This is a genomic window from Acutalibacter sp., assembly GCF_056800975.1.
The window spans coordinates 15,380-37,413 of sequence record NZ_JBQISV010000013.1 but is presented as its reverse complement, the minus strand read 5'-3'; the positions used below and the strand labels follow the sequence as shown (position 1 = coordinate 37,413).

At 61.5% G+C, this 22,034-nt stretch carries 23 protein-coding genes; 4 read left to right on the top strand and 19 right to left on the bottom strand.

Annotated features, from left to right (window positions below):
* Window positions 1-40 precede the first annotated feature (40 nt).
* From ACTO5E_RS02885 to ilvD, 9 genes are all read right to left on the bottom strand, one after another.
* Window positions 41-229: a hypothetical protein gene (locus ACTO5E_RS02885; RefSeq protein ID WP_482301420.1), complete on the bottom strand. Its 189-nt coding sequence runs from the start codon at window positions 227-229 to the stop codon at window positions 41-43.
* A gap of 12 nt (window positions 230-241) precedes the next feature.
* Window positions 242-1,144, bottom strand: a complete 903-nt coding sequence (locus tag ACTO5E_RS02880) for a hypothetical protein (protein ID WP_482301418.1) — start codon at window positions 1,142-1,144, stop codon at window positions 242-244.
* Complete coding sequence (locus ACTO5E_RS02875; protein ID WP_482301417.1) at window positions 1,137-1,763, bottom strand: hypothetical protein; 627 nt, start codon at window positions 1,761-1,763, stop codon at window positions 1,137-1,139. Before ACTO5E_RS02875 ends, ACTO5E_RS02880 begins: the two co-directional genes overlap by 8 nt.
* Before the next feature lie 531 nt (window positions 1,764-2,294).
* Window positions 2,295-3,632, bottom strand: a complete 1,338-nt coding sequence (locus tag ACTO5E_RS02870; RefSeq protein WP_482301415.1) for a sensor histidine kinase — start codon at window positions 3,630-3,632, stop codon at window positions 2,295-2,297.
* Window positions 3,629-4,291, bottom strand: coding sequence for a response regulator transcription factor (locus ACTO5E_RS02865; protein WP_482301413.1), 663 nt, complete (start codon window positions 4,289-4,291; stop codon window positions 3,629-3,631). The genes ACTO5E_RS02870 and ACTO5E_RS02865 overlap by 4 nt, the downstream gene beginning before the upstream one ends.
* 276 nt (window positions 4,292-4,567) lie before the next feature.
* Complete coding sequence (locus ACTO5E_RS02860; protein ID WP_482301412.1) at window positions 4,568-6,250, bottom strand: DUF6034 family protein; 1,683 nt, start codon at window positions 6,248-6,250, stop codon at window positions 4,568-4,570.
* A 337-nt stretch (window positions 6,251-6,587) separates the two neighbouring features.
* Window positions 6,588-6,905, bottom strand: coding sequence for an RNA polymerase sigma factor (locus tag ACTO5E_RS02855; RefSeq protein ID WP_482301410.1), 318 nt, complete (start codon window positions 6,903-6,905; stop codon window positions 6,588-6,590).
* A gap of 222 nt (window positions 6,906-7,127) precedes the next feature.
* Window positions 7,128-8,732, bottom strand: a complete 1,605-nt coding sequence (locus ACTO5E_RS02850) for a peptide ABC transporter substrate-binding protein (RefSeq protein ID WP_482301409.1) — start codon at window positions 8,730-8,732, stop codon at window positions 7,128-7,130.
* Window positions 8,733-8,759: 27 nt separating this feature from the next.
* Window positions 8,760-10,478 carry a dihydroxy-acid dehydratase gene (gene ilvD / locus ACTO5E_RS02845; protein ID WP_482301408.1) on the bottom strand — a complete coding sequence of 573 codons (1,719 nt, stop codon included), beginning with the start codon at window positions 10,476-10,478 and terminating at the stop codon, window positions 8,760-8,762.
* A 616-nt stretch (window positions 10,479-11,094) separates the two neighbouring features.
* Here ilvD and ACTO5E_RS02840 point away from each other — a divergent pair.
* Window positions 11,095-11,271, top strand: a complete 177-nt coding sequence (locus ACTO5E_RS02840) for a hypothetical protein (RefSeq protein WP_482301406.1) — start codon at window positions 11,095-11,097, stop codon at window positions 11,269-11,271.
* A gap of 201 nt (window positions 11,272-11,472) precedes the next feature.
* On the opposite strand, the gene ACTO5E_RS02835 is transcribed toward ACTO5E_RS02840, so the two are convergent.
* The 10 genes from ACTO5E_RS02835 to ACTO5E_RS02790 form a co-directional block, all read right to left on the bottom strand.
* The gene (locus tag ACTO5E_RS02835; protein WP_482301404.1) at window positions 11,473-12,393 is read right to left on the bottom strand and encodes a YitT family protein; all 921 of its coding nucleotides are present in this window, start codon (window positions 12,391-12,393) and stop codon (window positions 11,473-11,475) included.
* A 15-nt stretch (window positions 12,394-12,408) separates the two neighbouring features.
* The gene (locus ACTO5E_RS02830) at window positions 12,409-12,873 is read right to left on the bottom strand and encodes a GNAT family N-acetyltransferase (RefSeq protein ID WP_482301402.1); all 465 of its coding nucleotides are present in this window, start codon (window positions 12,871-12,873) and stop codon (window positions 12,409-12,411) included.
* Window positions 12,870-13,292 (bottom strand): Mini-ribonuclease 3, encoded by a 423-nt coding sequence (locus ACTO5E_RS02825; RefSeq protein WP_482301400.1) that lies wholly within the window; start codon window positions 13,290-13,292, stop codon window positions 12,870-12,872. Before ACTO5E_RS02825 ends, ACTO5E_RS02830 begins: the two co-directional genes overlap by 4 nt.
* Before the next feature lie 259 nt (window positions 13,293-13,551).
* Window positions 13,552-14,823, bottom strand: a complete 1,272-nt coding sequence (gene obgE, locus ACTO5E_RS02820; protein ID WP_482301398.1) for a GTPase ObgE — start codon at window positions 14,821-14,823, stop codon at window positions 13,552-13,554.
* A 43-nt stretch (window positions 14,824-14,866) separates the two neighbouring features.
* Entirely contained in the window at window positions 14,867-15,376 is a 510-nt protein-coding gene (locus ACTO5E_RS02815; RefSeq protein WP_482301396.1) for a GNAT family N-acetyltransferase, read from the bottom strand.
* A 1-nt stretch (window position 15,377) separates the two neighbouring features.
* Complete coding sequence (locus ACTO5E_RS02810) at window positions 15,378-16,193, bottom strand: P-loop NTPase family protein (protein ID WP_482301394.1); 816 nt, start codon at window positions 16,191-16,193, stop codon at window positions 15,378-15,380.
* 213 nt (window positions 16,194-16,406) lie between these two features.
* Entirely contained in the window at window positions 16,407-16,685 is a 279-nt protein-coding gene (rpmA, locus tag ACTO5E_RS02805; protein WP_369295793.1) for a 50S ribosomal protein L27, read from the bottom strand.
* A 32-nt stretch (window positions 16,686-16,717) separates the two neighbouring features.
* Window positions 16,718-17,041, bottom strand: a complete 324-nt coding sequence (locus tag ACTO5E_RS02800) for a ribosomal-processing cysteine protease Prp (RefSeq protein WP_482301392.1) — start codon at window positions 17,039-17,041, stop codon at window positions 16,718-16,720.
* Window positions 17,041-17,349, bottom strand: a complete 309-nt coding sequence (gene rplU / locus ACTO5E_RS02795) for a 50S ribosomal protein L21 (RefSeq protein ID WP_482301391.1) — start codon at window positions 17,347-17,349, stop codon at window positions 17,041-17,043. The genes ACTO5E_RS02800 and rplU overlap by 1 nt, the downstream gene beginning before the upstream one ends.
* A gap of 477 nt (window positions 17,350-17,826) precedes the next feature.
* On the bottom strand, window positions 17,827-19,083 hold the full coding sequence (locus tag ACTO5E_RS02790) for a glycoside hydrolase family 10-like protein (RefSeq protein ID WP_482301390.1): 1,257 nt from the start codon (window positions 19,081-19,083) through the stop codon (window positions 17,827-17,829).
* Between the two features lie 250 nt (window positions 19,084-19,333).
* Between ACTO5E_RS02790 and ACTO5E_RS02785 the strand changes: the two genes are divergently transcribed.
* From ACTO5E_RS02785 to ACTO5E_RS02775, 3 genes are read left to right on the top strand one after another with little or no spacing between them, the layout of a single operon-like run.
* Window positions 19,334-20,038, top strand: coding sequence for a YjjG family noncanonical pyrimidine nucleotidase (locus tag ACTO5E_RS02785; protein ID WP_482301389.1), 705 nt, complete (start codon window positions 19,334-19,336; stop codon window positions 20,036-20,038).
* A complete protein-coding gene (locus tag ACTO5E_RS02780; RefSeq protein ID WP_482301387.1) occupies window positions 20,031-20,702 on the top strand; it encodes a response regulator transcription factor in 672 nt (223 codons plus the stop codon). Before ACTO5E_RS02785 ends, ACTO5E_RS02780 begins: the two co-directional genes overlap by 8 nt.
* A 3-nt stretch (window positions 20,703-20,705) precedes the next feature.
* The gene (locus ACTO5E_RS02775; RefSeq protein WP_482301385.1) at window positions 20,706-21,710 is read left to right on the top strand and encodes a sensor histidine kinase; all 1,005 of its coding nucleotides are present in this window, start codon (window positions 20,706-20,708) and stop codon (window positions 21,708-21,710) included.
* Window positions 21,711-22,034: the final 324 nt, after the last annotated feature.

Sequence of the window (22,034 nt, the reverse complement as noted above, 5' to 3'; positions counted from 1 at the left end):
GCTCCGCCAGAATGCCGCCGTATTCCATTTTGACCCCTCCTCACTGCTCTGTCCCTGTAAAATGGAAGGAATATCTTTTCACCCGCCGGAAAGCCAGAATGTACACCGTCAGGCTGGCCACCGCTCCCACGATCTTCCCCGGGGACGCACACAGATTCACGTCCCGCAAAACAGGCTCCTTGCCAAAGGATTTCTCTACATGCTCCGCCAGAATGCCGCCGTATTCCATTTTGACCCCTCCTCACTGCTCTGTCCCTGTAAAATGGAAGGAATATCTTTTCACCCGCCGGAAGGCCAGAATGTACACCGTCAGGCTGGCCGCCAGAAAGAACAGATAGGAGTGCTCTAACCGGGGCAGATTGTCATAGCCGAAATTGTGCATATAGTAGGTGGCGTGGTTCAGGGGCGACAGCCAGCCAAAAAGAATGTTGGCGACCCGCTCCTGCTGGGAGCTGAGGCCCAGCCACCTGCTGATGACCTGGGGGGTGAGAAAAAAGCCGAAGCCGCTGAACACCGCCCCTGCCGCCATACCCATCCGGCTCTTCCCCAGGTTGAAAAAGAAGATCAACGCCGAGAGCGTCAGAGAATACCCCAGGGTCAGCCCAAAAATATGCAGGGCGCAGGGGTAGGGAAAGGTCAGCTCCAGCACCTTGACAAAGGCGGGCACGGCAATCTCCGCCCCAATGGCCGAGTAGCCCAGAATGGCGGCCGTGTCGCTCCACATATTTCCGGGGTAGGCCTGGGCCCCGGCCAGCGCGCAGGTGGCGGCCAGCACAAAGCCCACAAACAGCGTGGTCGCCAGCGCCAGATAGAGCAGCTGCCCCGCCATCCAGCACAGGCGGGTGGTGCGCGCCAGAAACAGGGGGACCTCATTGTCCAGGTTGGGCAGGTCGGCAAACAGCAGCAAAAGACACAGCGAGATGAGCAGAATCGAGTTGGCGTCCCCAAAGGTCCAGATAAAGGGCTCGAACAGCTGCAGCGTGACGCCCTGAGACTTGGCAAAGTCCGCCACCTTAGAGGACAGGAGAAAGCAGGCCACAAAGCCCAGGGCAAAGGCCAGCCACACCTGGGGGCTCCGCTGCCAGCGGCCAAAGGCCGCCATTGCCGTCATGCGGACCTGCCGCAGTTTTCTTCCTCTACACATGTTCCAGCCTCCTTCTCAAAATCTCGCTGTGAACCAGCCCCAGCGCCCCAATCATCCCCGCCAGCATCAGGGCTGTTCCCCTGCTGCCCAGCACCCAGCTGTGCCGGGGGGCCAGCCACTCGTTGGGGTACAGGCAGTACAGCTGGGGCCAATAACGCTCCCAGAGAATCACCAGGAAATAGCAGAGCACAAAGGCTCCCCCATAGGCCAGGTATTTGCTGTTGGAGGCCGCGGCCAGCGCTGCCGCTGCCGAGGCCCACAGCATGGCGGTTAAAAACAGCAGGCCCAGGTCGCACACCGGCTCTTCGGCCTGCGTCAGCAGCCCATAGAGCCACGCGGCCAGCGCCTCGGCCCCGCCGCCGGAGACGCCGCAGGCCAGAAACCGCCCCCAGATATATCCCCCCAGGGAGCCCCGGGGCAGGGCCAGTCTGGCAAAGCCGGATTTATATTCCTCCAGCCAGCTGCCGGCAAAGGGCAGGGCGCATACCAGGGGGACGGTCAACTGGTACAGGGTGGAGCCCGGCCCTTGGGAGAGCAGGGCCCCCACCTGAACGGCCACAGCCAGCGCAAAGCGCAGGGAGAACACCGCCCGGCGCAGATTGGTCTCGAAATGGTTCATGCCATCACCCAAACAAAAAACGATGTTACACTCATTTGACTATGAGTGTAACACCGTTTGACGCAGCAAGTATTCAAAAAAACATCATCAAATTGTAAATTGTGGGGGCGTTGGGAAAAATAATATTATTTTTATTCTCTTTTTGTGTCGGCCTCTCTTGACAGAAGCACCGGCTGACTGCTGCCTCCAAGCCCGCCGCCAGCAAGCCGGACGCTGGAAAGAATAATATTTTTTTGGCCTCTCTTGACAGAAGTATCAGCAGACTGCTTCCTCTGAATTTACAGCTCTATAACCGTTCGCTGGTCTCCCTTTGGTCGACCTCGCTAGGTAGTACGGCGGCGCAGCCTCACCCCGTTCCAAACTGAGATTTGGGAGCGAACTCGTGCCTCGCGCCTTTGCTTTCTGCGCCGCCTAAGTTCAAGGTCAAGGTCGTGGGGCTCTGCCCCACACCCTGCAACCTTTGAAAAGGTTGACGAAACTTTTAATTCGCGCTCCTCTGTTCTGCTTCGCTTTGGGTTTTTGGCCCGCGTTTTAGCTTATGATGGCTTTTGTGCCTGCTCCTGTCTGGGTCTCAAACCGCAGGCTCATGCCGTGCCGGCGCAGAATCACCGCCGTCAACGCCAGCCCCAGCCCTGCCCCGCCGCTTTTCCTGCTTCGGGACTTGTCTACCATATAAAACGGCTCCGTAAGCCTGTCCAGCTCCTCCTCCGGAATACCCTCCCCCTGGTCCTCCACCACCATGGCCCCCTCCCGGGTATACAGCCGCACAACGCCCCCAGCCGGGCTGGCCTTCAGGGCGTTGTCTACCAGGTTCACCAGCGCGTCGGTCAGCAGGTCACGGTCTCCCTCTACCCTGTCATCACAGGGGGCCAGCTCTATGGCCACACCCTTGGCCTGGGCCGCCGGACGGCAGGCCTCCGCCGCCCCGGCCAGCAGCTCCTCCGCCGGCAGGAGGCTGTGGTCCAGCTCTGTCTGCCGGTCCAGCTCCAACAGGCGCAGCAGCTTTTTCGAGAGCCGGTCCAGCCGCGCGCTCTCCTGACAGATATACCCCAGGGCCGCCTCCCGGTCCTCCTCCGAGAGCCTGGCCCGGCGCAGGGTCTGGGCGTAGCCGGAGATAGCGGTAAGGGGGGTTTTCAGCTCATGGGTAAGGCTGCCCATGAACAGGGTCTTTTTCTCCTCACTGTCCTCCACCCGCCGGATATGCTCCTCCACTGCCCGGGCCATCCGGTTAAAGTCCCGGCCCAGCCTGCCGATTTCGTCGGCCCTGTCCTCAGGCGCCCGGCGGTCGTAGGCTCCGGCGGCAATGGCGTTGGCCCCTTCCGACAGAGCCTGCAGAGGAGCCAGAGACCGGCGCAGGCTGACATACGCCGCCAGCCCCGCCCCCAGGGCCAATGCCAGGGTGACGCCCCCAATCTGCGCCGCCAGCCGGTACAAGGTCAGGTAGACGTCCGTAATGTCCACAATATGCAGAAGCGTCATCTCATTGGGCATCCCCTTCCAGGAGATCACCAGCCGCCGGCCCTCGTAGAGAGAGACCTTGTCAAAGCTCTGCCCCTCCGCCAGCAGCGCAGCCGGGTCCAGAACCGTCTGATTATAGATAGGGACGCCATGCTCGTCAAAGAGGATGCTGTAGTCGTCGTTCTGCCTTTTCAGGTAGTAAGCGCCCTGGCCCCCAGTGGCCTGCTTGCCCAGCATTTCGCAGTATTCCTCAAAGTCCAGAAACACCTCCTCGCACTCCTGCCGGGCAGCGGCAACGGCCTGGTCCAGCATAATCCTGCGGTACTGCTGAAAGCTCAGCCCCCCGCCCAGCAGGGTGGCCAGCAAAACCACGCCTCCGGCAATCAGGGCCAAACGGGTGCGCAGCTTCATGGCTCCTCCAATCGATACCCCAGCTTGGGGACGGTTCTGATGGCCTCGTGCAGGCCCAGCTTTTTCCGCAGCTGTCCAATGTGCACATCCACAGTGCGGGTCTCTCCCAGATACCCTGTCCCCCACACCAGACCGATCAGGTCCTCCCGGGAGACGGCCATATTCTTATGCTTGGCCAGCGCCACCAGCAGGTCGAACTCCATGGGCTTCAGGGGGACCTCCTGCCCTGCCTTGCGCACCCGGTGCTCCTCCAGGCTGATTTCCAGGTCCAGCACCCGCAGCGTCCTCTCCTCCCCCTGGCGGCGGGCCAGCACCTTGTCCATGCGCACCAGCAGCTCCAGCACCTCAAAGGGCTTGACCATATAGTCCTCCGCCCCGCCGGTAAGGCCTGTGAGCTTGGAATTCAAATCGTCCCGGGCCGTGAGAAAAATGACCGGAACGCCGTAGGGCTCCAGGCTTTTCAGCAGGGCAAAGCCGTCCCGGCCAGGGAGCATCACATCCAGCACCGCCAGGTCAAAGGCATGGTCCCCGGCAAGGCTCCTCTCCGCTTCCAGGCCGTCGCCAAACACCACGGCCTCCATACCCGCCACCCGCAGGTTCATGGCAATCAGGCTGGCAATGGCCTCGTCGTCTTCCACAATCAGAATGCGCTTGGACATGGCTGTTCTTCCTTTCCGGGTAGATTTTGGACCGGCTTTATTGACAATATGGCATAGGAATCTGCCGCGGCATGGGGAGGGGGCCCGCGGCAATTTTCCTGCCGGCTGCTTCCTGGGTAATAACGGGGAGGGCCTTTTCGCGAGCCGCCCCTTTCACAGGCTGTCAAGGCTTTTGGTCAATAGGGGAGTGTCCCAACCGCAGAGATAATCATCTGTGTTCCCCCCGCCCGTAGGGCGGGGGGAACACGAAAAGCTCTCCGAAACGGACACTCCCGGTCAATAGCCCTGCCTGCCGTCGATAATGCTGCCGTCAATGGCGTTGACAGCCAGCAGCACGCCGGTCTGTGTGTCGCTGTAGCTTTTCTCGCCGTTGTCCTGGTTGTAATAGAAATCCACGCTTCCCTCAAAGCTCCACACCGGCACAATCAGGCCTGTGTCAAAGCTGTCCTTTTCGCTGATGCGGGAGTAGCTCAGCCGCACCCTGTCAATGGCGGCAATGCGGCTCTCCTCCGTTTGGGCCAGGGTAACGGGCAGCATTTTCTCAAAGGTGGACTTCACATCCTCAAAGGTCTTCAGGGCCGCGCCCTCCACCACAGTCTCGGTGATTTCCAGGGGGGCGTGGTAGTCAAACCCCACAACGCCGCTGTCGTTGACCCGGAGCTCAATAAGCTCCCCGGGCCAGAACTGCTTGTTGAACCGGCCTCCCTGGTCCCGGTTGTCAGCGTATTTTCCCCCGCTGGACTGGCTCAGGGTCACGCCCTCGATCTGGCGGCGGTAGTGCAGAATGTAATATCTGGCATAGACGTTCTTCTCTGTGCTTCCATAGTTCTGCATGTTCACCAGCTCTGTGTAAAGCCCGCCCTCATCCAGAACAAAGTCCCTTAGCCCCAGCTCCGCCAAAAGGTCCCCGGCAATCTTTTGGGCCTCCTCCTGAGACAGGGCCGCGTCCGGGTAGAGGGGCTCAAACTCCATGCTCTCCGAGACGCCCATGCCGCCGGTGAGCACCGGGGTGGTCAGCCCCTTCTCCTGCCAGAAGGCCTCTATTTCTCCGGGGGCAAAGCCCCGGAAGCTGTCTTTTCCCATCTGCTCCGCCTGGGCCAGGCCGCTGCCGCCCACCGACACCCCATTAAAATGGGCATAGCCCTTGGGGCTCCGCCGGTAGGCGAGCTTGTTGCTGTGGTCGGCGTTGTTCTGTACATAGAGCAGGCTGTACTCCCCGCCTCCGCCGCCGTTGACCCCGTAAAAAACCTGATCCCCCTGACCGGCCAGGGACTGCTGCCACTGGTAATACTCCCCAGGGTACAGGGCGGCCAGCTCTTCGACGGTGCGCAGCCGGCCGTCAGAGGCATAGGCCTCCCTGTCCAGCTCCGCCGGGGCGGACTCATAGGCCTCCTGCAGCCGGTCGATCTCGTTCTGGTACTCCTGCCGGATCGCCTGAATATTCCCCTGGATGTCCTCCTCTGTCAAGTCCGCCGCGCCCTCGCCGGAGCGGTAGTCGTCCTCAAGGCTGTCCATGGCCTGCCGCCAGCTGGCAATCTCCTGCTCCACCTGCCGCTGGGTACGCACGTCCAGCATAGAGCCGTCGTACAGAGGGGTATCCCCCAGCAGCAGGGCCCGGGCCTTGTCCAGAAAGGCCTGGTCAAATTTTTTCTGGGCCACCCGGTAGACGCTGAGCTGCTCTACCTTTGGCACCTCTACCTGGGCGTTCACGTTCGCCTTGACCCCCAGCTCCTCATTTTCCACGGTGGTCTGGTAGGTCCCGGCGGTTTCCGCCTCCTGGGCCACGTCCGCCGCCCCCACCTTCTCCGGGTCTGAGGCCGCGGCCTCAGACAGCAGCTTCTCCATGTCCTTGTGGGCCACAATGGACCCCTCGGGGTTCTCCTGGCAGGCGGCCAGGGGCAGGGCCAGCAGGGCGCAGAGCGTCAGCACGGCCAGTTTTTTCACGGTTGATTTCAGCATGGCGAGCCTCCTGTAGCGTTTTTTTACCCGGCCGGCCCGGCGTTTGAACCGGGCGGCAGCGTCCCCGGAACCCGGTCCGCCGGGTCTCAGGGTCTTTTGTATAGCATACAGGGAAAGGATACATCAAGTATTCATGAGGATGTAAACATTTTGTAAGCGGCCCAAAGTGTGCATACAAACCAGAGGGCCATACAGTCCGCCCGTAAACCGCCAGTACCAGAAAGAACCGCAGGCAGCGTCCCCTTTCTGTAACGAAAACAGCCGTTTTTGCTGCTAAATAAGTCAAAAACGCCCGGCTTTCCGCCCCAAAACGGCCCATTCTGACCTTGCACAGGCGCTACTCCTCCCGGCTCTCCTGGCGCAATCGAGCCCAAACCCAGCCGGCATAGCCCATCACCCGCTTAATGCGCCCCCTGGCCTTTTGCAGATGGCGGCACACCGTGGCCTTGTTCAGGCCCAGCTGCTGGCCAACAGCCTCCATGGTCATGCCCTGAAAATAGTAGAGCTCCACGCACTGCCTCTGACGCCCGGTGAGCTCCCGCTCCACCACCAGGCGCAGCAGGTCCACAGACCAGTCCCCCGCCTCCCTGGGGGCGCCGCCCTGAGCGGGGATTTCCCCCTGAGCCTGGTCCAGATTCAACAGCTTTTCTTTCACAAACATCATCCCTTCCCGCCGAGAGGCCGTTACTGAGGAATGAGGGCTTGTTTGAAAATAGAGAAAATGCCGGATTTTTGACCCAAAAGGAGGCGATTTCAAGGAGAAAACCGCAAGCTGCACGCAGCTCTTTGGCAACTCTCGCCATTGACGAGGATTTTCCACCCAGAACGGGACTGCTTATGGGCAAAAAGACGGTGTTTTTGATTTTTCAAACGAGCCCTATTCCTTTTTCTTCGCTTTGGAAAAGTCAATGGTCAAATCCGGCGAAGCCTCTACGCCCTCGCTGTTGGGGCTGGTCACATAGTAGGTCTTGTCGCTGAACAGAGGATAAAAAATATAGTAGTTCTGTAGATAGCTCTCCAGCCCCCGGTACTCTGTCAGTCCGAATTGCAGAGAGTGGAGCAGGCCGTCATACTCCTGGTTCTTCATCAGCGTGGGGGTCGAGCTGCTCTCAAAGGCCTTGAGCACCTGGTAGGGCGTGGTGCCCCCTGCCCGCAGGGTGTAAATCGCCGCCTGATAGTCCCCGGTGGCAATGCGGTTCTGATACTCCGCATCCCCAAGAGGCTCAATGTTGTAGGCTGTGCCCAGCTTGCTGTTCCAAGAGACCAAAAGGCCGTTGGCAATGTTTACCGACTCCTCGTCGTCCGGACAGATCACCGTGATCTCCGGCATCCGGTCCTCCTCCAGCTGGGCCAGCAGCACAGGCAGCAGGCTCTGGGTCACCCCGTCGTCCTGGGTTGCAAACATCTGCGCCCCGCCCGCATAGTAGGGCCCCCCGTCCCAGCGGACGCAGTCCGGCATAATGCCAAAGGCCTCCCCCGCGTTCTTGTCCATGCGCCGGTCCAGCAGGTCCTGGCGGTCGATGGTCTTGACGAAAATCTCCCTGGCCTCCTTGTGCTTGAGCACCCCTGCCTCCGGGTTAAACAGCAGGCCCGTCACCGCGTCGTCCAGCATCTGAATGCCGCAGCCCTGCTCAGCGGCAGCCTTGGCCGCGTTCTCCGTCAGGGTGGTCACGTCAATGGCCCCTGTGGTCAGGGCTGTCACCGGGTCCTGGGTCAGAGCGTCGTCATAGTCAATGAGATAGGTCAGGCTGGCAGGGGCCACCTCCTCCGCCTTGCGGTAGGTGTCTGAGGGCGCAAGCACAATCTTTCTGCTGCCATAGTCCATGGACCAGCTGTAAATGGTGGGGAAGGTGAAGGGGCCGTTGGTAATGAGATATTCCGACGACAGGCCGTAGTGGCCGCTGCAGCTCTCAAAATAGGTCCGGCTGCAGGGCATGTAATGAGCGCCTGCCGTGAGAGCGGGGAAGTCGGGATAGCTGCGTTCCAGCTGCACCACCAGCGTGCGGTCGTCCTCCGCCCATACCCCCAGCCGGCTCTCGTCCGCCTCTCCCTGGTACACGGCCCGGGCCCCCTGGATGATGAACAAATCGTCTACCGAGGGGGTGTTGGTCTCGGGCCGCAGGGCCCGTTGAATGGCAAACAAAAAGTCGTCCGCAATCACCGGACTGCCGTCGCTCCAACAGGCGTTCGGGTCCAGGTGAAAGGTGAAGACCGTGCTGCTCTCGTTGGCCTCCCATTTTTTGGCCGCGCCGGGGATGACGTTCCCCTTGGAGTCAATGCGGCAAAGACCCTCAAAAATAGAGCCGATCACCAGATAGGAGGACTGCCGGGAGGCAGTCTGGGGGTCCAGGGTGTCCACGTTCTGAGGCAGGGCATAGGTAAATTCCATGTCGCTCTGATACCCTCCGGAGCAGCCGGATAGGGTCCCTGCCAGCAGCGCAGCCAGCAGCAGGCAGAGCAGCCGGGTGAGTCTGGTTTTCATAGAAAGCCTCCTTTCGTCCCAGGCCGGTCAGCACAGATAGCCGCCCTTCATGGGAGAGGCGGCGTTGGCGGTGAACAGGCCCAGCGCCCCCCGGCGGTAGCGGGGCTCCCGGGGCTTCCAGGCAGCCCGCCGCCGGGCCAGCTCCTGGGCAATCTCCTCCTCGGTCCGGGGCTCTCCCCCTATGCCGCACAGCCGCAGCGTCCGGTTGGGGATGTCCAGCTCAATCAGGTCCCCCTCCTCCACCAGGGCGATGGGGCCGCCCTCCGCGGCCTCGGGGGACACATGTCCAATCACCGGGCCCTTGCTGGCCCCGGAGAACCGCCCGTCGGTGATGAGGGCAATGCTGGCGGACAGGGCCGGGTCGGAGGAGATGGCCTCGGTGGTGTAGAACATCTCCGGCATACCGCTGCCGCCTGGGCCCTCGTAGCGGATAATCACCCCGTCTCCCGGCCGGACTTCGTGGTTGAGAATGGCCACAATGGCCTCCTCCTCGCTGTCAAAGGGCCGGGCCCGCAGGGTGGCCTGATACATCTCCTTGGGCACGGCGCTGTGCTTGACCACCGCCCCCTGGGGGGCCAGATTGCCCTTGAGCACCCCCACGGTGCCGTCAAGGCCAATGGGCGCGTCAAAGGGGCGAATCACATCCCCGGCGGCAAGGCCGGTCTTTTTCAGCAGCGCCTCCCGGCTCTCGTAGTAGCCGGAGGCCTTCAGGTCCTCCAGGTTCTCCCCCAGGGTTTTGCCGGTGACTGTCATCACGTCCAGGTGCAGCATGGACTTGATTTCCTCCATCACCCGGGGCAGGCCCCCGGCGTAGCAGAAGTATTCGGCGGGCCAGCGTCCTGCCGGGCGCACGTCCAGCAGGTAATGGGCCCCCCGGTGGAGCCGGTCAAAGTCCTCCGCGTCCAGCTCCACCCCGAATTCCCGGGCAATGGCGGGCAGATGCAGCAGGGCGTTGGTAGAGCCGGAGATGGCCGCGTGGACCATAACGGCGTTCTCAAAGCTCTTTCGGGTCACCATCTCCCGGGGCCGGAGCCCGGCAAGGGCCAGGCGGGCAATCTGCCTGCCGGCGGTCCGGGCGGTTTCTCCCAGCTCCGGCGACCGGGCGGGGAGCAGGGCCGTGCCGGGCAGCATCAGGCCCAAAGCCTCAGCCATGATCTGCATGGTAGAGGCCGTGCCCATAAAGGAGCAGGCTCCGCAGGAGGGGCAGGCGTGGCGCTTATAGTAGGTGAGCTGCTCCTCTGTAATCTCCCCCCGGCGGAACATGGCGCTGTACATGCCGATCTGTTCCAGGGTGAGCAGGCCGGGGCCGGCCTCCATCACCCCGCCGGTGACGATGATGGCGGGGATATTCACCCGGCCGACAGCCATCAGGTGGGCGGGCACGGATTTGTCGCAGCTGGCCAGAAACAGGCCTCCGTCAAAGGTGGTGGCATTGGCGTGAATCTCAATGAGATTCGCCAGGGTATCCCGGGAGACCAGGGAGTAGTTTCCCCCGTCATGCCCCTGAGACATGCCGTCGCAGATATCCGTGGCAAAGTACATGGCGGACTTGCAGCCGTTTTTGTCAATTTCCCCGGCAGCGGCCTGGGTCAGCTCCAGCAGATGGGCGCTGCCCGGGTGGCTCTGGCCAAAGGCGCTCTCCACCAGAATCTGGGGCTTTTCCAGGTCCTCGGCAGTCCAGCCCATGCCCATGCGCAGGGGGTCCATTTCCGGGGCAATTTTTCTCACTTCCTGACTTTTCAGCATGTCCATGCTCCTTTTCTTTTATTTTATGTTTTGATTCTCCCAATATAGGGAAGCGGGAGGCTTCTTTTTTATTTTTGTTCTGGAAGGGGTGAGGCTTCCTTCTGAATGCTCGACAGGGATAAGCCGGTGAAAAGCAATTACCTCTCTCCCGTTTCTGTACTTATTACTCTGGAAGGATAGCTTTTTCTCCTGAATTTACCGGCAGCGAACCGTCCGCTGGTCTCCCTTTGGTCGACCGCGCTAAGTTCGACTTGCCTTCGGCAAGTCGGCGGCGGCGCAGCCTTACCCCGTTCTGAACTGTGTGGTGGGAGCGAACTCGTGCCTCGCGCCTTTGCCCTCTGCGCCGCCTAAGTTCAAGGTCAAGGTCGTGGGGCTCTGCCCCACACCCTGCAACCTTTGAAAAGGTTGACGAAACTTTTGATCCGCACTGCCGTTTCTGCTTCGCTTTGGCTTTTTCGCCCGAGGCCGGCTCGGCTTTCAACTTCCTTCTGCCCTCGTGCATATTCTTTGCCCCTTCGGCAAAAATACTCTCGAAAAGCCCCACGGGCCATCCCCGGCCCTCCGCCCCGGACGGCCCGCCTGGCTTTCACTCTAACTCCGAAAGGATGGTATCGCCATGCAGAACCAGAACAACAAAAACCAGAGCCAGAACAACCGCAGCCAGAACCAGAACCAGTCTCAGAACAACCGCTCTCAGAACCAGCGGGATCAGCAGAGCCAGAACAACAAAAACTCCAAAAACCAGAACAACCGCTCCTCCTACGACCAGCAGGAGAACAACCAGCAGTTCTAAGCCCCCTCGGGAAGGGTCCGGCCCAGCGCCGGGCCCTTTGCTTTTGGGGCTTAGAGCTTGTACCAACAGGATTTGTGCCTGGATGATCCAGCAAATTTTGCCAAGGCGCAAACCTCCAGGCAATCTCGCGATTGGTTTGCAACACAGTCAACCGTGCAATTTGCCGAAAAGGCAGGCGCAAACTCCGATTGATACAAGCTCTTATTCCTTGTCCCTGCCGCTGCGCAGCTCCTTAAGCAGCTGGCCCAGGGGCTTGTCGTCCGGCCGCATGGGCCGAAAGCCCTCGCCGGTAATCTGTCCCGCGTCGCCCACCACCACAAAGGCGTTCTTGTCCACCTCGCGGATAATGGCCTGAATCTGGTACACCTCAAACCGGCGCACCACGCACAGCATGGTCTCCCCCGGCTCCTTGCTGTAGCCCCCGTGGCTGTCCAGGTAGGTGACAGTCCGGTCCAGCTCGGCAATCACCCGCTCTCCCATCTCCCGCACCCGGGCCGACATCACAAAGAACAGCTTGCCGGTGCCCGCGTCGGTGCCGTAGAGAATGGCGTCGATAATGCTGGTGCACACAAAAATGTCAATGCAGGCGTACATAGCGTTTTCAATGCTGCCAAACACCACCGCCGAAATGGCGATGATCACCCCGTCCAGGGCCAGCATCAGCTTGCCCATAGAGAGCTGGGGCATCCGCCTCTCCAGCAGCCGGGCAATCATGTCCGTGCCGCCGGTGGTTGCGCCCCGCACAAAGGTCAGCGACAGCCCCAGCCCCTCGCAGGCCCCAGAGAACACTGCCACCAGAATAGGGTTGCCCCGGTAGATGGGCATAACCCCGGTGAACAGGTCGATAAACACAGAGGAGAGGACAATAGCCGCCATGGTGCGGATGACCAGCTTATAGCCGATCTCCACCACCGCCCAGATAATGATGGGCAGGTTGATGAGAAAGCTCATCAGGCCGATGGGCGTGCCAAAAACAAAGTTCAGCATGGTGCACAGGCCTGTCACCCCCCCTGGGGCGATATTGTTGGGGGCTGTCAGCCCGGTGACTGCCGACGCATACACCAAGGCCCCGGCCAGAAGAAACACCACGTCCAATAAAACATCCTTCCGTCTGCTCTGCATTCACTTTCTCTCCTCTCAAAGCTCCTTGCGGTACACCGCGTCGTGATTGTTTGCCTGAAAGCCCGGGTCGGGCCGGTAGCCCATGTGCAGGTAGAATTCCGGGGCTGTGTCCGTGGTCAGCAGCGCCAGGGGCAGGCCCTGGGCTCGCAGCCAGTCCTCCGCCAACGTCAGCAGCGCCCTGCCGTGGCCCTGGCCCCGGTAGGCTGGGGCCACCCAGAATTCCCGCACAAAGCCCGCCCTTTTGGTGAAGAACCAGCTGGCAAGCTCCATGGGGCAGAACTGGATGAACCCCACCGGCTGGTCCCCCGCCATGCGCATCACGGCCCGGTTGCCCCGGCCGTCGGTGTTCATCTCATAAAACAGGCCGTCCCAGTCCCTCACCTCAATGCCCAGCTCCTTAAAATAGAGGGAAAAGACCTGGCGGAACGCCTGCCCGGTGAAGTCCTCGATCATGATATCCTGAAAGCCCTCCACGCTCATGCTCCCCTCTCCGCCTCCGGCTCCCCGGCGGCCTCCATCACCAGCCCGAACAGCTCCCGCACCCGGGAGAGCTCCCCCGACAGGTACAGCCAGCCGAACAGGGCCTCCAGCGCCGTTGCCCCATGGTAGTCGGCAGTGCTGGCGTTTTTGGGCACATGCCCCACACGGGCGTTGCGGCCCCGCAGGGCCACGGCCCACTCCTCCTCTGTCAAAACCGGCCGCAGCCGTTCCAGGGCCCTGGCCTGGGCCTGACAGTTTACCAGACCGGTTTTGCGCCGGTGCAGCTTTTTTACAGGACAGCTGCCCTTTTGCAGCAGCTGCTCCCGGCACAGCAGGTCAAACACCCCGTCCCCCACAAAGGCCAGGTCCAGGGGGCTCAGCAGCCGGTAGTCCGCCGGCCGGCCCAATAGCGTCTCCAAATCCTATGCTCCTTATCGCCTTATTCCTATTATTCCGCTTTTTGCCCAGAGCTGTTCCATTTCAAGAAGAATCCCCCAAGCCAACCCAGAGTCTGTTTGAAAACTCCGAAACACGGTCTGTTTTGACTAGAAATAGTGGCTTCGGCGTCAAAAATCCTGCATTTCTCCGGTTTTCAAACAGACTCTGGCAAGGCCTTTCCACACAGAAAGGGGCCTCCTCTGGGCAAAAAGCCGGCGTTTTCCATTTATCCAGCAGGCCTTATTCCACAAAGTCAAATTCCAGCCCGTAGATGTCCACCGTGTCCCCCTCGTCGCAGCCAGCCTCCCGCAGGGCGTCGATCACCCCGGTCTGAATGAGCACCCGCTGGAAGTATTGCAGGGACTCAGAGTCGTCAAAGTCCACCGACAGCATAATGCGCTCCAACCAGGGGGCCTCTACCGTATAGATCCCCTCCTGCCTGGTCACGTTCACCCGGTCCCGGTTCAGCTCCTCAATGGGCTGCAGCTCCACAGGCTCGGGCTGATAGCGGAGAATCGGCGGCAGCTGGGCCAGCTCTGCGGAAATGGCGTTGAGCAGAGCGTCCACCTGCTCGTTGATGGGGGCGATGATGGGGAAGAACCGGTAGCCCTGGTCCTCCACAAACCGGCGGAAGCCCTCCACCTGCTCCTCCTCCGCCAGGTCGCACTTGTTGCCCGCCACCAGCATGGGCCGCCCGGCCAGCTCAGGGTTGAATTTTTTCAGCTCCTGGTTGATGACCCGAAAGTCCTCCCTGGGGTCCCGGCCCTCGCTGCCGGCCACGTCCACAATGTGCACCAGCATCCGGCAGCGCTCAACATGGCGCAAAAACTGGTGGCCCAGCCCCCGGCCCTCCCAGGCCCCCTCAATCAGCCCGGGAATGTCCGCCATGACAAAGGACCGGCCCTCGCCCAGAGAGACCACCCCCAGCACAGGGGTCAGGGTGGTGAAGTGGTAGTTGGCAATGTTGGGCTTGGCCTCGCTGACCACGGAGACCAACGTGGACTTGCCCACATTGGGAAAGCCCACCAGGCCCACGTCCGCCAGCAGCTTCAGCTCCAGCTGCACATTGAAGGCCTGGCCCGGCAGGCCGGGCTTGGCAAACCGGGGGGTCTGCCGGGAGGGGGTGGCGAAGTGGGTGTTGCCCCAGCCCCCCCGGCCCCCTTTGGCAATGAGCTGGGGCTCGCTGTCCCAGATATCCGCCAGCACCCGGCCTGTGTCCGCGTCCTTCACCAGGGTGCCCCTGGGGACCTTGATCACCAGGTCCGGGGCGGACTTGCCGGAGCAGCGGCCGCCCCGGCCGTTCTCTCCCCGCTGGGCCGTGTACTTGCGCTTGTAGCGGAAGTCCGCCAGGGTGGACAGGTTGCTGTCCGCCTGAAAGAGCACATTGCCGCCCTTACCCCCGTCGCCCCCGTCGGGGCCCCCTGCCGCCACATATTTCTCCCGGTGAAAGGCCACCGCGCCGTCGCCGCCGTCGCCGGCCTTTATGAATATTTTTGCTACGTCGATAAACATTTTTACACCTCCTGGCCGCGCCATGCTTTGGGGCGGCCTCTGACTAGCTATAAATACGGTAGGTCTGCAAAATCAGCCTCTTTCCCGACTCCGTTGTAAGCTCCTGGCGCTCCCCTTCCTGGAACGGGAACTTTTCCACCAGGCGGCGGCTGGGGGCGTTCCGAACATCGGCCTCGTAGATATAATACCTGTATTTTCCCAGGGCGTTCAAAGCGTCTACCACTGCCTTCAGGGCTTCATAGCCGTACCCGGCTCCCTGGGCCGCGCTTTTCAGCCAGACCCCTAGCTCCGGGGCCTCCTCCTTCAGGCCGAAGACCTCCACGCTGCCCAGAAATTCCCCCTTCCGGCTAAGGAGGACCAGCTCCAACATGTTTCCTGCCTCCATCTCCCGGCAGAAGCCGGACAACGTCTGATTGGCAGTCTCCAAATCCGGGAAAGGGTCCGGGTACTGATATTTTGTGATTTCCGCCGTGAACTCCCGATAATAGTCCTCTAAATATATGGGCTGATAGGGCTGGATGGTCAGCCGCTCTGTTTGTATCTCCAAATTCATTTCACCTCTCCCCGCCCCAGGACGCTGCCACAAACCCGGCGATCCTCTCATAGGCTCCGGCCCAGTCCTGCTGGGGGTTTTCCAGAACCAGGCTTTTCACGGGCAGCTGTGCCAGTATAGCCAGCTCCCGGCGTTGACGCTCCTCCAGGCAGGCGACGTACCCCTCAAAGCCCTGGGCCCGGATGCTTCTGCCGTAGGCCCCGTTTTCATGGTAGGCGATTACCCCATCCAGCCAGCCGGGCCGCTCCGGCGCGGCGGAGCGGACGCTTTGGGCAATGCTGTCGTTTTTCAGGTAGAGGACCGCGGGCTTCAAAGGGGCAGCCCGGCGCAGGATGCCGGAAACAAAGGCAAAGGACTGCTCCTGCGGCTGTCCGAAGCGCATCATGGTCTCACACATAGGGTTCTGCAAAAGCACGCTGTTAAACACATACCCAACGCCTTTTTCCGCTTTTTGGACAAAGCTCTCCCATTTGTCCAGCATCAGGGGCATTTCCTGCTCCCAGGGCAGGCCGTCGTAAATTTTAAAGGGCAAAAGCAGGTCCAGCTCCCGGCCGCTGAATCGGGACAGAGCCACAAGCCAGCCGTCCCCCTTGGCCACGCCCTGCTCCCTAACCCGCTCCCCCAGCCTCTCCGGCAGAGAGGCCAAAGCCCCCCGCCCCACATAGGCGTGAAGCTCATAGTCCGCCGGGTGGTTTCCGCTGCCCTCGTCCACATATACCGCCCTCTGGCCGGCCTTTGCCAGACAATCCGCCACATACCTGGCGGTCGTGCTCTTGCCCGAGCAGGGCAGGCCCTCAATCAGATACAGCCCCGTCATATTCCTCGCCTCCTACAAAGAAAAGCTCCCTCAGACATCGCCCGAAGAAGCTCTCCATTCAAACCTATTGCGGCAGCGGCTGGCTTAGAAGCTGTATTCACAGCGGACGGGCGGCGAATGGGCGGCAAAACAACCGCCAGACTGACGGCGAAAACCCCGCCTCTGACGAAAAATCCCTCGCCCGCGCGATCCCCCACTATGAATGACAGGCTCTTACTCCGCGTACACGCTGACCTTCTTGCGGTCCGCGCCCATGCGCTCAAAACGCACCTTGCCGTCCACCTTGGCGAACAGGGTGTCGTCCTTGCCCCGGCCCACGTTCTCTCCGGGGTGAATCTTGGTGCCCCGCTGCTTCACGAGGATATTCCCCGCCAGCACAAACTGGCCGTCGGCCCGCTTCACGCCCAAACGCTTGGACTCGGAGTCCCGGCCGTTTTTGGTAGAGCCCATGCCCTTTTTATGGGCAAAAAGCTGGATATTGATCTTCAGCATGATTTTTGCCTTCCTTTCTCCTCAAAAACTGGTTATATCTCCAAATAGCTTACCCTGATGTGCGCCGGGTACTGCTCCTCAAGCCCCTTCAGGTGGAGCTTGAGCCCCGCAAACAGGCTGCGGCACAGAGGCTCGTCCTTCTCCTCCATCCGCAGAAGCATCTCCCCCTCCTCCGCCCGCAGGGACAGAGGAGCCGCCCCCAGCACCTCTGTCACGGTGTTGGCGACAAGATAGGCCGCGGAGGACACCGCCGCGCACACAATATCGGTTCCCTCGTCTCCCCAGCCCGCGTGGCCCCTAAGGCGAAAGCCCAGCAGCCGCCCGTCCGGAAGAATGAGGAAGTCGGCGCAGACCATTATGCCTTGACTGCCTCGATCTGAATCTTGGTATAGGGCTGACGGTGGCCCATTTTGCGCTTGGAGTTCTTCTTGGGCTTGTAGGTAAACACCGTAATCTTCTTAGCCTTGCCGTTTTTAACCACCTTGCCGGTGACGGAAGCGCCCTGCACATAGGGAGCGCCCACCTTGGGCTCGCCCTCGCCGAACACGGCCACAACAGGGAACTCCACGGTGTCGTTCTCAGCGGCGTCCAGCTTCTCCACGAAGATTACGTCGCCATACTGGACCTTGTACTGCTTTCCGCCGGTCTCAATGACTGCAAACATTTCTTATCCTGCCTTTGCTATAGTCTCGCTGCCTCGGGCGGGGCAAAGCCCGCTTGCATACCCGCAGCATGCGGCTTATATAGCATAGCATAAAAGGCCGGGCTTGTCAAGGAAATTCATGGCTGCGCCCGCGCCCGTCCCATAAACCGACAACCTGCACAAGCGGCTGTCATACAAACTGCTTTACCACTCAGAAAACAGGGCAGAATAAGGGGCGCCGGGGCCTGTTCTTTCCTATTCTCTACGGTTTTTTGTATAAAAGCGCCTGGACGGGACGGGCGCGCGCCTGCGCCCCGCTTTCCTTTCAGGCGGACCGTTTTCACGGCGCCCCCCCTTCGGCCTGCCAATGTCAAATGTCCGTATTTCCCCAGGATTCTTCACCCCCGGTTCGGCTTATCTCCCATATTCTTTACAGAGGAATCAGGCTGCACGGGTCGTTTCACCCTGTGCCGCCTGATTGTCATATTTGACCGCGCCTCAGCCCAGCCGCGCCATGGCCTCCACGGCCCCCGCCATCTCCTCCTGGGTCTGCTCCGCGTCCAGATAGGCGGAGCTGTACAGCACCACCCCGTCCCAGTCCGCCGCCGCGTCAATCTGCCGGCCGATCACATCCCCGCCGGCCCAGTCCTGCCCCCGCTCCGGGTCCCCGGCCTTATACAGGGCCAGTCCGGCGTAAAGGGCAAGCCCCTGCCGCCGGGGCAGAGCGGTCCACTGCTCCAGCGCCTGGGCATAGGGCAGGCCGGGGTCCTCAAAGCCGTAATACAGCTGAGGGCAGAGATAGTCCACATAGCCGGGCAGGGCGCACCAGGCGGACACGTCGGCCCCCATGTTCCAGTCGTTTGTCAGGTTGCCCTGGGGCGAGATGCCGAACCGCGCCTCGGGCCGGGCCGCCTTTACCCGCTGATACACCTCCTCCACCATGGCGCTGATGTTTGCCCTGCGCCAGTCCGCCTGTGCCAGGGGCTGAGACACGGAATCGCAATATAATTGATAAGACTCCCCGTCCAGAGAGGCCTCCTGGGTGGGGTAAAAATAGTCGTCAAAATGCACGCCGTCCACCGGGTACTTCTCCACAATCTCCGCCGCCCCCTCCGCCACCAGGGTGCGGGTGTAGGGGTAGGCGGGGTCCAGATACACCGTGCCCTCCCACTCCATAAAGTAGTAGGACTCTGTGTCCCCCAGCGTCGTATAGGGGCTGTCCTCCGCCAGCTGGCCGGGGGTCTTTTCCGTGCATACCCGCAGGGGGTTCACCCAGGCGTGAAATTCCATCCCCAGGCTGTGGGTGTAGTCCACCATAAACTGCAAAGGGTCAAAGCCCGGGTCCTTGCCCTGCACGCCGGTGAGAATGTGGGACCAGGGATACCGCTCGGAGGGGTAGAGGGCGTCGCAGAAGGCCCGCACATGGACAAACAGGGTGTTGAGGCCCTTTTTCTGCGCGCTTTGGGCAATGGCCCGGAAGTTCTCCTCAAAGGCGGCCTGGGTGTGTTCGGGGGCCTCCAAGGCCATATAGGGCACCCACACCCCCCGCAGCTGCTCCTTTGGCCCAGGGCTGGGGGACAAGGCCGGGGGCGAGGGCTGGTGCACCTCAGCGGACGAGCCGGACGGCCCTGCCGGGGCCGGAGAAGCCCCCGGCCGGGCCTGGGCTTGGGCAAAGGGGCGGGACTGGCTCAGCCAGACAGCGGCCACAGCCGCGGCCAGGGCCAGCCAGGGGACAAAATAGCGGAATGCTTTCATAGGACCTCCTGTTTTTTTTACAGACCGGGGGCCGGGAGGCGCGCCCAAAGCAAAGAGCTTACCGGCAAGGCTTCGTCCGCTTTTCAAAGGCGGCAGGGCGTTTAAGGGCCAATCCCTGAGCCGGTGGCCGTTCCATTGTCATAAACTCTTTCTTGAGACGCTTTCAGGGCCGGGCAGCGGCTTGACAAGCCTCCCCTTCCCGCTGTATAATTTCCATATATCAGAATACTATGCCGGAAAGGATGATTCCATGCCCACGCGCTTTCTTCTTCTGGACGCAGACTACACCCTGCTGGACTTTCCCGCTGATATGACCCAATCCTTTCAGCTGATGTACGGCGCGCAGTTTGCCTCTCAGCGGCCCTACTCCCCTGCCCTGCTGGAATGCTACGACGCCTGCAACAACCGGGCCTGGGACCGCTTTGAGCAGGGGGTGTGCACCAAGCAGGAGCTCTATCTCTCCCGCTTTGTGGAATTTTTGGAGGAGACCGGCCTTACCGGCGACCCGGAGGCAGTGAACAACGCCTATTTTGACGCCATGGCCCAGACCGGCACCCCCTATCCCGGCGCGGTGGAGCTGGTGCGGGACCTGGCCCGGGACTTTCAGCTGTATATCATTACCAACGGCAATGCGGTCAGCCAGGGGCCCAGGCTGGAGCACGCGGGACTGCTCCCCTATTTTCAGGCGGTCTTCGTGTCAGAGGCAGTGGGCGTGGGCAAGCCCCACAAGGCCTATTTTGACTATGTGGCCGCCCACATCCCCGGCTTTGACCCCCAGCGGGCCGCGGTCATCGGCGACTCCCCCTCCTCGGACATTCAGGGGGCGGTAAACGCGGGCCTGCGCAGCATCTGGTACGACCCGCCCGGGGCCTGGACCAACTCCCGCACCCCGCCCCCCTGCACCTGGCGGGCGGAGAGCTATGAGGACATCCGGGAGCTGGTGAAGCATGTATAAAATCTTTCTGGTGGAGGACGACCCGGTGATCTGCCGCACCGTGGCGGAGCATCTGCGGCTGTGGGGGTATTCGGTGGCCGCAGTGGAGGACTTTGCCCGGGTCACGGAGGAGTTTGAGGCCTTTGCCCCCCATCTGGTGCTGCTGGACATCGGCCTGCCTGGGTTCACCGGCTTTCACTGGGTGCGGGAGCTGCGCAGGCGGTCCAAAGCGCCGGTGGTGTTTCTCTCCTCCGCCTCAGACAACATCAACATCGTCACCGCCATGGAGCTGGGCGGGGACGATTTCATCCCCAAGCCCTTTGACCTCACAGTGCTCACGGCCAAGCTTCAGGCTGTGCTGCGCCGGGCCTACACCCTGCAGGGCAGCTTGGACCTGATGGAGCTGGGCGGCGCGGCGCTGGACCTCTCCGGGGAGTCGGTGGCAGGGCCTGGGGGCAAAGCCCCCCTCACCAAAACCGAGTTCCGCATCCTTCGGACGCTTATGGAGAACGCCGGCCACACCGTCAGCCGGAAGGACCTGATGACCCGCCTGTGGGAGAGCGAGAGCTTTATCGACGACAACACCCTGTCGGTCAACATCTCCCGCCTGCGCAAAAAGCTGGAGGGCATTGGCCTGGCCGGGCTGCTGGCCACCCGCAAGGGTCAGGGCTATATCATGGAGTAGACCATGCTGTTTTTTCGTTATCTTTTCGAACGCCGCCGGGTGATTGCCGCCAGCCTGCTGCTGGGGGCTGGGGCCTGGTATCTGTTCCGGCTGTACGGCCTGCCCCAAAGCCCCCTGCTCTACTGCTTTCTTCTCATTGCCACAGTGGGCTGGGGGCTGTTCGGCCTGCCGGACTTTGTGTCTTTTTGCCGCAGGCTGCGGCAGGCCCAGGCCTTGCGCCGCGCCGCCCCCCACCTCACCGAGCCGGTGGACGCCGGCGGGCGGAGCCAGCCCCTCGGCGACCGGCTGATGGCGGAAACCGTGGAGGAGCTGCGGCAGCGCATCGCCGGCCTGGAGACCCAGCTGGCCGGCCGGCAGGAGGAGCTGCTGGAATATTTCACCCTGTGGGCCCATCAGATCAAGACCCCGCTGGCAGCTATGGAGCTGCTGGTGCAGACCGGCCAAACCGGCCCCCAGGCCAACGAGGCCCTGCGCCAGGAGCTGTTCCAGACCGAACGCTATGTGGAGCTGGTGCTGGGCTATCTGCGCATTTACTCCATGAGCGCGGACCTGCGGCTGACCCTGTGCCCGGTGCGCCCCATTGCGGCCCGGGCGGCCAAAAGGTTCGCGACGCCATTCATCTATAAGGGGCTGACCCTGGATTTGGGAGACTTTGATAACCAGGTGGTCACGGATGAAAAATGGCTGCAATTTGTGTTGGAGCAGCTGATCTCCAACGCGGTGAAGTACACCCCCTCGGGCAAGGTGTCTATTGACATGGACGGGGAGGATGTGCTCACGGTCAGCGACCAGGGAGTGGGCATTGACCCGGCGGACCTGCCCCGGATTTTCGAGCGGGGCTTCACCGGCCGAAACGGGCGGCAGCAGCAGGCCAGCACCGGCCTGGGGCTGTATCTCACCCGGCGGGTGCTGGATAAGCTGGGCAACCAGGTCCAGGTGCTGTCTCAGCCCGGACAGGGGACTCAGGTGCGGCTGTACCTGGGCCGCGGCGCCCCGCCCCGGGACTAGGGGGACCCTGTCTGTTTTGACCGGAAGGCCCCCTTTCCGCGTTAAAAGCCCGGCGTTTCGTTGGTCATATATCGTTAACACAGTTCAAAAGCGGTATGCCTCTTTTGAACCAGGCGGCGCAGCAGCTGCCCCACCGCCCCAACTTTAAAAATCGGTATGTACCGATTTTAAGTGTGTTTACTATAACAGACTCTGAGCCCACGCGCCCCGCAGAATGCAAGAAACTGTATTCCTGTGGGGGACAGCCCAGGGGCAGGGCTTTTTCGTCATACCCTGTCCATACCCTGCGAAGACTGGCCCCCCGTCTTTCCGGCAGATGCCGCC